Annotated in this window: 10 protein-coding genes; 3 read left to right on the top strand and 7 right to left on the bottom strand. The window is 42.4% G+C overall.

The window, feature by feature from the left end; genetic code table 11:
• The first annotated feature begins 82 nt into the window (after nucleotides 1-82).
• Nucleotides 83-1540 (top strand): protein adenylyltransferase SelO, encoded by a 1458-nt coding sequence (locus IQ274_RS30215; protein WP_163926610.1) that lies wholly within the window; start codon nucleotides 83-85, stop codon nucleotides 1538-1540.
• Nucleotides 1541-1847: 307 nt separating this feature from the next.
• On the opposite strand, the gene IQ274_RS30210 is transcribed toward IQ274_RS30215, so the two are convergent.
• Entirely contained in the window at nucleotides 1848-2000 is a 153-nt protein-coding gene (locus IQ274_RS30210; RefSeq protein ID WP_194144440.1) for a hypothetical protein, read from the bottom strand.
• A 47-nt stretch (nucleotides 2001-2047) separates the two neighbouring features.
• On the opposite strand from IQ274_RS30210, the gene IQ274_RS30205 reads away from it, so the two are divergent.
• Nucleotides 2048-2878 carry a toll/interleukin-1 receptor domain-containing protein gene (locus tag IQ274_RS30205; RefSeq protein WP_228058451.1) on the top strand — a complete coding sequence of 277 codons (831 nt, stop codon included), beginning with the start codon at nucleotides 2048-2050 and terminating at the stop codon, nucleotides 2876-2878.
• A gap of 237 nt (nucleotides 2879-3115) precedes the next feature.
• Here IQ274_RS30205 and IQ274_RS30200 read toward each other — a convergent pair whose 3' ends face one another.
• Nucleotides 3116-3754 (bottom strand): histidine phosphatase family protein, encoded by a 639-nt coding sequence (locus IQ274_RS30200; protein ID WP_163926612.1) that lies wholly within the window; start codon nucleotides 3752-3754, stop codon nucleotides 3116-3118.
• A 166-nt stretch (nucleotides 3755-3920) separates the two neighbouring features.
• Nucleotides 3921-5645 carry an ABC transporter ATP-binding protein gene (locus tag IQ274_RS30195; RefSeq protein WP_194144439.1) on the bottom strand — a complete coding sequence of 575 codons (1725 nt, stop codon included), beginning with the start codon at nucleotides 5643-5645 and terminating at the stop codon, nucleotides 3921-3923.
• Nucleotides 5646-5726: 81 nt separating this feature from the next.
• Between IQ274_RS30195 and IQ274_RS30190 the strand changes: the two genes are divergently transcribed.
• A complete protein-coding gene (locus tag IQ274_RS30190) occupies nucleotides 5727-5879 on the top strand; it encodes a hypothetical protein (protein ID WP_194144438.1) in 153 nt (50 codons plus the stop codon).
• Here the strand turns inward: IQ274_RS30190 and IQ274_RS37545 are convergent.
• From IQ274_RS37545 to IQ274_RS30175, 4 genes are all read right to left on the bottom strand, one after another.
• Entirely contained in the window at nucleotides 5868-5996 is a 129-nt protein-coding gene (locus IQ274_RS37545) for a hypothetical protein (RefSeq protein WP_265578582.1), read from the bottom strand. The two genes, IQ274_RS30190 and IQ274_RS37545, sit on opposite strands and share 12 nt — an antisense overlap.
• A 218-nt stretch (nucleotides 5997-6214) precedes the next feature.
• Complete coding sequence (locus IQ274_RS30185; protein WP_194144437.1) at nucleotides 6215-7210, bottom strand: PRC-barrel domain-containing protein; 996 nt, start codon at nucleotides 7208-7210, stop codon at nucleotides 6215-6217.
• Between the two features lie 58 nt (nucleotides 7211-7268).
• Nucleotides 7269-10928: a chromosome segregation protein SMC gene (smc, locus tag IQ274_RS30180; protein WP_194144436.1), complete on the bottom strand. Its 3660-nt coding sequence runs from the start codon at nucleotides 10926-10928 to the stop codon at nucleotides 7269-7271.
• Nucleotides 10929-11262: 334 nt separating this feature from the next.
• A complete protein-coding gene (locus IQ274_RS30175) occupies nucleotides 11263-11721 on the bottom strand; it encodes a BON domain-containing protein (protein ID WP_163926616.1) in 459 nt (152 codons plus the stop codon).
• Nucleotides 11722-11976: the final 255 nt, after the last annotated feature.

Genomic DNA, 11976 nt, shown 5'->3' with positions numbered 1-11976 from the left:
GATATGGGTCGCTTTTTGTATCTATGCTGATGTTGAAGCCAGAGGTAGTATTAAGGGAAGAATGAATTAAGCTTTGCTCGTAATGACTCTGGCTGAAACTCCAAACTACAAAAATTCTAGCAATCCTCTTCTCTCCCTCAACTACGAAAGCGCCTTAGAATCTCTAGGTGATGACTACTATGATGAGGTGGCAGCAGCAGAATTTCCCCAACACCTCTTGCGTTGGCGTAACGATGCACTACTACCTCGTTTGGGTTTAGACCCTCAAGTAGTTAAAGACGAAGATTTCATCACAGCTTTTGGCCAGTTTCAGGGGCGCAAACCCTTGTTAGCACTACGTTACCACGGCTATCAATTTGGTGAATATAACGGACAGCTGGGTGATGGTAGAGGCTTTCTCTATGGACAAGTCCGCGCCACTGATGGCGAATTATACGATTTTGGTACAAAAGGCTCTGGGAGAACGCCCTACTCCCGTGGAGGCGATGGGATGCTCACGCTCAAAGGTGGGGTGCGGGAAGTTCTGGCTGCGGAAGCACTGCACCACTTGGGTGTACGTACCTCGCGCTGTTTGAGCATGATTGAAACAGGTTTACCCCTCTGGCGGGGCGATGAACCTTCACCTACCCGCTCATCTGTGATGATTAGAATGAGCAGTTCTCATATTCGGTTTGGCACTTTTGAGCGACTGCACTATTTTCAGCGTCCAGATTTAACTAAGAAGCTGTTAGACCACGTAATTGAGCAATATTATCGACACTTAAGCGCTGAACAAGATAAATATGTCTTGTTTTACGCCGAATTAGTGAAACGAGTTGCAGAACTAGTAGCGCAGTGGATGGCGGCTGGCTTTTGTCATGCAGTCCTAAATACTGACAATATGTCAATCACTGGAGAGAGTTTTGACTATGGCCCTTACGCGTTTATCCCAACTTATAACCCATCCTTTATAGCTGCATATTTTGATTATTATGGACGCTATTGTTACGGCAATCAACCAAGTATTTGTCAGTTGAATTTACAAATGCTCCAAGAACCTTTAAAGGCGATTCTTGATAAGGAGGAAATGGAAGCGGCATTAGAAAGGTTTGATGAGTATTATCAAGCTGAATACAGTTCTTTGATGTTGAAAAAGTTAGGTTTTGTGGAATTGTCACACCCACAAGCTGCGGAATTGTTGAATCTAACGGTTGAATTCTTGAAAGATAGCCAAGTTGGTTATCACCAGTTTTTTTATGAGATGGCTCGGACTTTTTCATCAAAATGGCGAGATGAGCCAGGTTTTGTGATGAATAATTCAGATATTGTGCCAGTACCGGGTGCGTCGGGAATTTTTGATGATTGGTGCATACTATACCATAAAATGTTGAATGATTTTGATAGCGATCGCACCGATGTAATTGGCCAAACACTAGCTGTTCATAATCCTAAAACGGCACTATTAAGACCTGTGATTGAGTCTACTTGGGAAGCAATTGCTCAAGAAGATAATTGGCAACCTTTTTATGAGTTAATCCAGGCAATTCAGTCTAGAAAATAGTAAAATCACACCTATTTTCTTTTTAATCTGGACAGCTGATTGAGATTATATCTGGTGTAATTTACACGAAGAATAATCTAATAAGAGACGTTGCAATGCAACGTCTCTACAAAAATTTTTAACTAAATTGTATAGATATATAGGACTCGGATTTGATTTCTGAAAACATACTCAAACTGAAAAACCTGTTTTTTAAGGGTTTTATCTGAAATCTTATTCAAAAATCAGATATGAGTCCTATAGTAATCTTAATTGAATTGCGAGAAAATACGTAGGTCGGTTATCAAATATAAAAGTAAAATTTGATTCAACCTTGGTGATTAGAAATCACGGCTACATAGACTAAACTCCAAAGTTCTGATGCTCTAAAACCTACCTCAGAATTATTTTTGCCTGCGTGGGTTATTTTTTCAGCCCACGTAGGTAAACCATAGTTTAGGTAGCAACGAATTTTATTCACTTATTGATTCCAAAATTCTCTATCGCATCTCAGAAAATCTTAAAAAAATGAATCAGATATACATATCTTATGCATGGAAAGATAACAAGAGTGAATTAGGTAGTCAGCGCGAAGAATTAGTCGATAAAATTTGCACCGCACTTATTTCTGAACGTTACAACTTAATTCGCGATCGCAACTATTTAACGCTAGGTAAGAGTATACACGACTTCATGCAGGAAATCGGGCGCGGAAACTATGTAATTGTCGTTGTCAGCGACAAATATTTGCGCTCTGAATACTGTATGTTTGAAGCTGTTGAAATCATGAAGCGCAAGGATTATGAACAAAAAGTTTTTCCTGTGGTTTTACAGGATGCTAATGTTTATACCAAAGAAGGTAAGACTGAGTATATAAAATATTGGAAGCAACAGAGTGAAACACTAAAACAACTTATGGGTTCAGAACTATCTGCTCATGAAGATTCTGCAATGTATAATGTTGCTGAAAAAATTATGGAAATTTCCCAGAAGATTGATGAATTCATGTTTTTTATCTCGGATAAATTAAGCATTGATCCGTCTCAAAACTTTAATGGATTTATCAATCAGCTTACTGATGCTATTAAAAATGATGCTGTTAAACTCAGAAGCAAAAAGAGTATTTTAGTTGCAGGAACAGGATTTTTTGATGGCGATGCCAAAAAAGTATTCGATGAAATGCTGGCAAATTGGGATAGTAAATTAATGGGAAATATCTCACCGGAAAAATTTAAGTCACTAAATCAATATATCAATGACCCTTCAACAGCAGAAGATGTAGTCAATGATGTTATGGACATCGTTAACGAAATTATTTTTGCAAAAACTATGCTAAATACCCAGGGTAAGCTCATCTAATTTGGTATTTTGAAAGGCTGCTATCCCTTCTTGACAAGTCATGTCAAACCCGGCTTGCATCCCACTCATAACAAAAGTTTTTGCTAATTAAACCTCATTTATGTTGAAACCTAGAGTTTTTTAAAAGATATATTTATGTAGGTTGGGTGGAGTGAAACGCAACCCAACATTACCACCAAATTTTATGTTGGGTTACGCTATCGCTGCACCCAACCTACAAAACTAGGATTCTCAAGTTTATGTTCCCGGACGAGAGCGAATATGATCGGGTATATGATGGCGATCGCCTAATATTTCTAACAAAGGGCCATTAACGTCAAATTTAACCATACTTACCGACGCGACCAAAATATTCACCCGATAGCGATAGCGCCCCAAATCAATTCCCAGTAAACTGCAAAGCATAATCCGAATCGTGGCTTTATGGGAAACCACTAAAACATTACCTTGGTGATGTTTTTCTTGAATTTCAGCAATTACAGGCATAGAACGGTTAGCAATATCTACCGCAGTTTCTCCACCTAGTGGTGCATTCCAAGCGGGTTCTGTCAACCATTTTACATAGTTTTCTGCGTAATTCTCTTGAGCAAACGATTTACTCTTCCTTTCCCATTCGCCGTAACTACCTTCTCTAAGTCCGTCACGCAACTGCATATCCATACCGATAGCATCACAAAATGGCTTGGCAGTTGCAATTGTGCGCTTCATCGGGCTAACATAAACAGCTTCCCACTTCAATTTTTGATAAACATCGGCAAAACCGGATGCCATCTGCATCCCTTCTGTTGTCAACTCCGCATCAGTTTCACCGCAGAAATTACCACTTTGACTAAAAGTAGTTTCTCCATGTCGCAGTAAATATAAATTGAGTGTCATGGCTTATATCGCGATTGGGATAAAGGAGTTGGTGCAAAAACAAAGTACCATCAATCTCGGAATCGATTATGTGACACCAGGACAAAGTAATCAACCAAAAAAGTCAATCCAACACAAACTTTTGAAAAGTTCTACTTTTCTCTAAGCCTCTGTGTATTCTGTACTGCTAACTAAATTGCTGGGCATAAAACCGCGCGTAGCGATGCTCTAGAGCTAATAATTCTTCATGGGTTCCTGATTCAACAATTTGTCCCTGTTCGAGAACTAAAATACGATCGCACCGTCTCACGGTTGATAAACGGTGAGCAATAATAAATACTGTGCGTTTTTGCATCAGTCTTTCCAGCGCTTCCTGTACCAGTGCTTCTGATTCAGAGTCTAATGCTGATGTCGCCTCATCAAGAATCAAGATTTGGGGATTGAGGAGAACCGCACGAGCGATCGCAATTCTTTGTCTTTGTCCTCCTGATAAGTTTACCCCACGTTCGCCTACCCAGGTCTGATAACCCTCTGGTAGTTGGCTAATGAACTGATGAGCATTAGCAATTTTCGCCGCCTCTTTCACTGCTTCCATGTCAAAAACATCTTGTCCAAAAGCGATATTTTGGGCAATTGTCCCCGAAAACATGATGGTTTCTTGCGGAACAATCCCAATTTGTCGCCGCAGACTATGCAGCTTCACATCCCGAATATCAACATCGTCAATGAAAATTTGACCAACTTCCGGGTCGTAAAAACGGGGGAGGAGATTGACAAATGTGGTTTTACCTGCACCCGAAGCACCCACAAGAGCGATTGCTTCACCTGGTGATACCAATAAACTGATATCTTTCAATACGGGTTCACCAGGCTTATAGGCAAAGGAAATATGACGATATTCTATTTTGCCCTTGACTGGAGCCAGAGCGATCGCATTGATCTTTTCTATCACCGTCGGCTGAATTGCCATTAATTCAAAAACGCGGTCAACAGATGCTTCACCCTGCTTAAATTCGTTGTAGTTGTTAGTAGTGTGACCAATGGGATCAATTAACAGCGCCGCCGCCGCCAGGTAGCTGAAAAAATTCGCCACTGTCAAGTTACCTTGGGAAATTTGCCACGCTCCCACAATCAGTAACGATAATGCACTTAAGGCTTCCAGAAATCCCACTATGGGAATCTGAATCGCTTTCAGGCGTTCGGCTGAATATTTAGCTTTAAGACTGCGTTCTGCTTCATGGCCAAAGCGGGCGATTTCGTAATTTTCAGCAGCAAAAGCCTGTACCAAACGAATACCGTTGAAAACTTCCGCGAGAATGGCTGATAAACCCGACACGCGATTTTGACTTTTTAAGGAATACTTGCGTAAACGTTCACCAAACCAGCCAACTAAAATACCCATCAACGGTGCAACTATCACCGTTGCTAATGTCAGTTGCCAATTCAGGTAAATCATGTAAATCGGAATTGCTAGCAACTGCAAAATGCAGGGGATAAAGTCGTGAAATCCTTTATTTACCACTTCGCCAATGCGGTCAACATCTTCCGTGAGGCGGTAAGATAAATCACCTGCTTTTGCGGTTTCAAAATAGCTGAGATTTAGCTTTTGCAGATGGGCGTAGACTTGCTGACGGAGATAAAAAGCAACTCTCAAAGAAGCTTTCGCCATGTACATATCTTGTATAGACTGAAACAAGCCTCTGACAAGAAAGACTAAGGCACAACTGCCAGTTATTTGAGCGATCGCTACTACATTACCCTCTGCAAAGGGAATTGCCAATTTACCGGCAAGATTTATCAACACTAATGTCGCCAGCACGTATCCCAAGATACCAGTAAGTCCCTTGGTGATGGTTTTCCACTGGAGTCGGATATAAGGCAGTAGTTGCCAGTAATTAGAACGCGTTTTCAAGCTCGAAAGTCCACAACGATATTTTTCCTTTGTTTGACGCTAGCAGCTTTTGGGGAGTTTCTGAACAATAACCGTAAGTCGATGCCTAGACATTTGGCTCACCATTTAGCTTCAGGTCGCCATATTCCTGGAATTTTCACCATAGATGCAAACCAAAGCATTGGACAAATTGTTGAAGATTCGTTTGAGGATGAATACCAGGATCGAATTGAATATCTACCTCTAAACCAATAGGTTAATACAAGAGACGCGATGAATCGCCGTCTCTACAAAGGACTGATTATTGTAGAGACGGCGATTTATCGCGTCTTTATGAGCATTCATCACGTCTTTGCGATCTAGAATTTTCATCAAAAACCTTAACCGAACCAAGTATTGCTTCCACACCTCACTTATCCTAAAAAATTAGCCCTCTCCTTGTAAGTAAGGAGAGGACTAAACTTATCTGAGAAATAATTCGTAATTTTCCTGTTGAATTACGAACTACGTTAGCGTAGCGGTAGCGAGTCCGCGATAGCGAAGCGTTAGCGACACACAGGAGCGTCGCGTCATTACGAATTACGAATTACTTAATATCCGCCTTCTTCTTCGTATTCTGGCTGTCTTTCCTTGACTTTCTTGGGAATATTCACAGGCTTCGGCTCATCTTCCCAAGCATCGCCGTCTACGTCGTCATAATCATCGTATTCATCAACATAAGGCTTGCTGTAAGGCTTGGCTTCATACTTTAGCGGTTGCGGTTGTTGATACCTGTCGTTGCCTGTTGCTTCACTCCAGTTATCTTCTTCCTCGTCTTCTTCGTATTGAATAGACTCATACTGCCGCGCCTTCATTACCTGACGCTGTGGCCTTTCTTCTTCCACATAATCTTCATTCCATTCTTCTTCCCGCGCTACGGGTTCGGGGGCGCGAACTTTTTGTCTGGGTGGCTGCAATGGCACTCCGCTAGGCAGTTGATTACCTGGTGCAACTTGGCGTGGTGGAGTATAGCCATATTCTTCTTCTGCATCCCTCTCCCACGGTGCTTTGCCGATACCCAAACGCTCTAGTAAACCAGTTGTCAACTGATTCACCCGTTCTTCGGCTCCCTCAAACACAATCAACCGATTGGGGCCAGTACTGACAATTTCATCTACTGAGAACTCGTAAGTACTCAAAAATTGGTCGGGAATTTGGGGTAATCCTAAAGAAGCGATGACTATAGAGTTAAGCTTCCCGGTTTCGCCGTTGAACTTGAAGCCCCGGACTTTGCCTAATACTTCACCTGTTTCTGTAATTACTTCCCAGTTAATCAGATTGCTGAGAGATTCAACTTCGATATCTTCTATTACATCTTCGTTATCAACTAAGATGACATCACCAATCTGGCTGATGTTGTTGAGGTACATGTAGCGCGGTATGCCCGAAATGGAGATCAGGCTGTCTCGCAAACCAAGAGCCACAACCTCTCGTTGATCAATATCAACCCATACTTGACTGATGATGCCTAGCCGCTTGCCATTGTCGCGGGTAATCACCTGGGTGTTTAATATATCGGAACGTCTAATTATCTGTTCGGAGGTCATTCTATACCGAGTCCTGATCTCGAATCCGGTTTGTCTATACACTATTATTAACAAAAACTCAAGCAGATGTATTGGATGATTGTAATTTAATCCCCAAAACTTGAGTGTAGGCTCCTCGTGCTTGAGTAACGCCAATTGTGCGTTCGGCTGATTCTATCATCGGACGACGCAAACTCACAACTATAAATTGCGCTTGTTGTGACTGTTGCTTAATCATTTTAGCTAATCGTTCTACGTTTGCCCCATCTAAGAACATATCCACTTCGTCAAAGGCGTAAAAGGGCGATGGGCGGTAGCGTTGAAGAGCAAAGATAAAGCTCAAAGCTGTAAGTGATTTTTCTCCCCCAGACATGGAAGCCAGGCGCTGTACGGGTTTGCCTTTGGGGTGCGCGACTAAATTTAATCCACTACTAAAGGGATCTTCGGGATTCTCAAGTTGCAAGAAGCCGTCGCCGTCTGAAAGAATGGCAAAAATTGATTGAAAGTTTTCATTGACAGCATCAAACGCTTCTTTAAAAGCAAGTTGCCGCAATGTGGTAAAGTTTTCAATCCGCAAAAGTAGTTCGGTGCGTTCCCCTTCTAGTGTCTCTAATTTTTGCGTCAGTTCTTGGAGGCGGTTTTGGGTACGTTCGTATTCTTCCAACGCCAGCATGTTAACCGGTTCCATCGCTTGTAAGCGTTTGGTAAGCGATCGCAATTCTTTTTGCAATTCTTCCAAATCTACCTTATCTGGAACTTCCGGCAGGGGATTTGGTAATTCTGCTCCCATATCCCGCAACTGGCTTTGCAGTGCAATTAGTTCCTCCCGCCGCTTCTCTTGGGTTTCTTTGAGTTTTTCGATTTCCCATTGCAATTGTTGTTGGCGCAAAAGGTGCGATCGCACTTCCAATTCTGTAGTGTCGCGTTTTTGTTTCTCTTCTCCCAAATTCTGTTCCATTTGGCTCAACGATAAACGGGTTTGGGTGATTTGGTCGTTTATCGTTGTGATTTGTGTGGAGACGCGATGAATCGCGTCTCTACAAGAGATTTGTTGGGTTTCGTATTCGGTAATTCGCGTTTCTGCTTCTTGGATTTTTTCTTGCAAACGTTGTTGCTGATTTTCTAAATTTTTTAATCTTTGTTCAGCTTCCCGTAACGCTGTTTCACGCTGTTGCAATTGTTGCTCTTGAATTTTAATGGTTGCCTGGATTTGTTGCCATTCACTGGGGGTTTGGGATGCTTCTAACTCTGCTAAAGCGTGTCGCAATTGTTGCAGTTGAGTTTCTTGTCCCGGTAATTCCCGCTCCAAGATTTCTAATCGGGATTGAGCAGTGGCTAACTTTTCGCTGTTTTGGGTGAGTTGCGATCGCGTCCCCTGTAATTGCACTGTTAAACTCTTAATGTCTTTCTGCAACTGTTCCAATTGCAATTGCTGTTCGCGCCGCGCTTGACGCGCTTCTGTGAGTTCTTGCGTCAGTTTTTTGGCTCTAGTTGACAAAGTTGCGATCGCCTCAGTACAACGCTCTAAAACCCGCTCAATATCCACCAAACGAGTTTTTAAAGCGATCGCTTCATCAGATTCCGCTGCTTCACCCGTACCAAAGCGCAACGCTGAACGATTGCTGTTACTACCACCAGTCATTGCACCGCTAGTTTCCAATAATTCTCCGTCTAAGGTGACGATGCGATATAAACCTAAATTTTTCCGCGCCGCCTCGAGGCTGGCAAATACTACTGTGTTACCAAAAACATAGCTGAATACATCTTTGTAACGGCGATCGCAATCGACTAAGTTCACAGCATAGTTAACGAAGCCGCTAGCGAAACGCAGCGTTGCATCTTGAGTAAATTTAGGAGCATGAATTTTATTTAGTGGTAAAAAAGTCGCTCTCCCGGCACGTTTCTGTTTGAGCAATTCAATCCCGGCTGCGGCTACACTATCATCTTCCACCACAATATGTCCCAACCGTCCACCGGCAGCCATTTCTAAAGCTAGCTGATGGCGGGGTTCCACCTTTCCCAACTGCACAACTAAGCCACAAAGTCCAGGCATTCCCGATTGTAAAATGACTTTACTTGCTTGGGTTCCTTGGACTTCTTGCTGTGCCTGGGTTTGCGCTTCGATTTTATCCAACTGGCGTTGTTTTTCTCGTTGTTCAAAAAGTAACCGTTTTTGGGTTTCCTGTTGGATTTGCAATTCTTGTTCTGTGGCTGAGAGATTTTGGGCTAAATTCTGGATGGGTTCGCTAGAGGCGTTAAATTCCGTTTCAACTTGATTACACTCAGTTTGTTTTTGGGCTAATAGCGGTTCGTCGCGTTCAATTAACTGTGTTTGCTCGGAAATTAATTGCTGTAACTGATTATTCCGTTCTGTGAGTTGTGCTTTTTCTGTGCGTTGCGGTTCTAAAGTTTGCAGCAAAGTTTCAATTTGACGGTTGAATGCCGTTTGTTGCTGCACCCAGGCTTCCGAAGCTGAGGCGATTTCTGCGGCTGCTTCGCGGGAGGTTTCTAGAGATTGGTGGGCTTCATTCCTTTGGTGTTGGGAAGACGCGATGAATCGCGTCTCTACAATTTGGGTTTCGGCAATTTCTTCTAGGGAATGTCGGTGTTTTTGAATTTCTTGCTGAGTTTGAAGCAGACGTTTAGCAGTTTCTTGGGAAGCTGTTTCTAATTCCGTTAGTTGACGCTGGAGTTGTTTACGTTCCGCTTCTTGGGTGGCGAGGGTAGATTGTACCGCCAAAAGTTCATCTTCTCCCAATGCTTTGACATGGGCATTGAGTTGTTCAAGTTCAGCAGTTTTTTGGACAATTTCGGAATTTAGATTTGTGAGTTGGGTTGAGAGTTCAGTAGAATTGCGATCGCCTGTTTGAATTTCGTGAACTAACTTTTCTTGTTGTGCTTGTAGCGATCGCCATGATAAAACAGCTTCCCAAGATTGTTTCGCTAGAAATTCCGTGCGGAGTTTTTGATATTTCTCAGCTTTAGCACGATCTTGGGAAAGGCGATCGCGTTGTGCAGTTAATTCTGTCTCAATAATCCGACAGCTATCTTCCTTTTCCTTCACCTCATCTAAAGTTGATTTGGCTTGAATGATTTTGCGATCGAACGCCGCCACCCCAGCCAATTCATCAATAATTTCCCGCCGTTCCCGCGCATTCATCGAGATAATACTGGTGACATCCCCTTGCAGCACCACGTTGTAGCCTTCAGGATAAACCCGCAGGTTACTTAGTTGCTGATGTAATTCTGTCAATGTGCAAGCTTCACCATTGATATAGTAATTCGACGTGTAACTTCCTTGGTGGGTGACTCGCAGCCTTCTAGTAACACTCCACTCTGCCGATTTTGGATTTTGGATTTTGGATTTTGGATTTTCTTCCCCTGCTTCCCCTGCTTCCCCTGCTCCCTCTGCCTCCCCTGCCTCCTCTACTTCCTCCCTTTGCGCCTTTGTGTCTTTGTGTGAGATTTCATCTGACAAATCAAACGTCACAGTGACACTAGCTTCAATAGAAGCGCGTCCTTTAGACGTTTGGGTGTTATTTACCAAATCTGGTAAGCGATCGGCTCGCATTCCCTTAGAACTGGAGAGTCCGAGGCAAAATAGCAGTGCATCGAGAATATTAGATTTACCTGAACCATTTGGCCCAGATATGACAGTACACCCCGGCAGCAAAGGGACTGAAGTAGTACCGCCGAAGGATTTGAAGTTGGTAAGTTCCACGCGCTTGATATGAACCATAGGCGCTGGTTAACTGGGCTAATGAAGAACAAGTGTATCAACTAATTAAAAATTCGCAAGAGGGTAGGGGAGAGAATTCAGGATTATCGTAGACGCGTAACAGCTTGTTGCAAGGCTACCACAGAGCCGCAAAGAACGCAGAGGGGGTAAGGAAAATCTTATTTCAAAGAAAAGCACAATATTCGAAGGAGTTTAGTCTTTACTACGAACTTCCTTGACAAACTAATAGAGTGGTGTGACTTAAAATTGAGCAAATAAAAAACAGGGACTTACATTTGTGTAAGTCCCTGTTTGGCTTTCATGCCGATGTTAACTGAGAACTCCAGTTATTCTTTTATGGCTTTTTCACAGTTTCAACTTTTGCTTCCACCTTCACAGTCTTCACACCTTGAACTTCCTTAGCCAAAGTTTCAGCTTTCTTGAGTTCTTCAGCAGAAGTCGCTGTGCCTTTGAGGATAATTTCACCCTCTTTGTTCTCAACCTGTAACTTATTGCCTGGTAAGCCTTTGTTCAACTTGGCGCTAACTTCAGTTTTTAAGTCGCTTTTAACTTTTGTTGCTGCCGTTTTTTCAGAATCGGTTTTAACTTTAGTATCTGTGCTAGTTGCTAAAGGAGTTGTTTGTATTCCTGGAACTTTGGCAGTTTCATTTGTCTGAGAAGCAGGTTTTGCTGGTACTTGAGCAGCTTCATTAGTAGTGCTAGGAGTTTCCGAACCAGTTTTAGGAGCCTCTTGGCAGCCAAAAGTACCAACTACCAAAATGCTACTAACGATTAATAGAATTAGCTTTTTCATTATCTATCTCCGAATTGATTACTGGAAGCAATTAATTTGTGTGTCATGGTGAGGAGCAGATGTTAAAAAGCAATTAAATGTGAAGTAGCAAAAGTGTCCAAGCAATTACTCAGGTTACTGGAAATTGGAACTTGAACGATTTGTTTAGGCTAAGATTTTGCAGCCATTTTGAGAAGCACCAATTCAATTTTATTGACGGTTGCTTACCAAGATACCTCTTTATACGGCCTGTAGCTCCTATGAATTTAATGTAGA

The sequence above is a fragment of the Nostoc sp. LEGE 12447 genome, assembly GCF_015206985.1.
In the GTDB taxonomy this organism is placed as follows: Bacteria; Cyanobacteriota; Cyanobacteriia; order Cyanobacteriales; family Nostocaceae; genus Nostoc.
The sequence above is the reverse complement of the archived record's forward strand: the minus strand, read 5'-3'. Positions and strand labels throughout refer to the sequence as shown.

Bases quoted from the DNA above. Each gene is read 5' to 3' on its own strand.
- IQ274_RS30200 (WP_163926612.1), bottom strand. From the start codon at position 3,754: ATGACACTCAATTTATATTTACTGCGACATGGAGAAACTACTTTTAGT.
- IQ274_RS37545 (WP_265578582.1), bottom strand. From the start codon at position 5,996: ATGAAAATTCTAGATCGCAAAGACGTGATGAATGCTCATAAAGACGCG.
- IQ274_RS30205 (WP_228058451.1), top strand. From the start codon at position 2,048: ATGAATCAGATATACATATCTTATGCATGGAAAGATAACAAGAGTGAA.
- IQ274_RS30190 (WP_194144438.1), top strand. From the start codon at position 5,727: ATGCCTAGACATTTGGCTCACCATTTAGCTTCAGGTCGCCATATTCCT.
- IQ274_RS30185 (WP_194144437.1), bottom strand. From the start codon at position 7,210: ATGACCTCCGAACAGATAATTAGACGTTCCGATATATTAAACACCCAG.
- IQ274_RS30175 (WP_163926616.1), bottom strand. From the start codon at position 11,721: ATGAAAAAGCTAATTCTATTAATCGTTAGTAGCATTTTGGTAGTTGGT.
- IQ274_RS30215 (WP_163926610.1), top strand. From the start codon at position 83: ATGACTCTGGCTGAAACTCCAAACTACAAAAATTCTAGCAATCCTCTT.
- smc (WP_194144436.1), bottom strand. From the start codon at position 10,928: ATGGTTCATATCAAGCGCGTGGAACTTACCAACTTCAAATCCTTCGGC.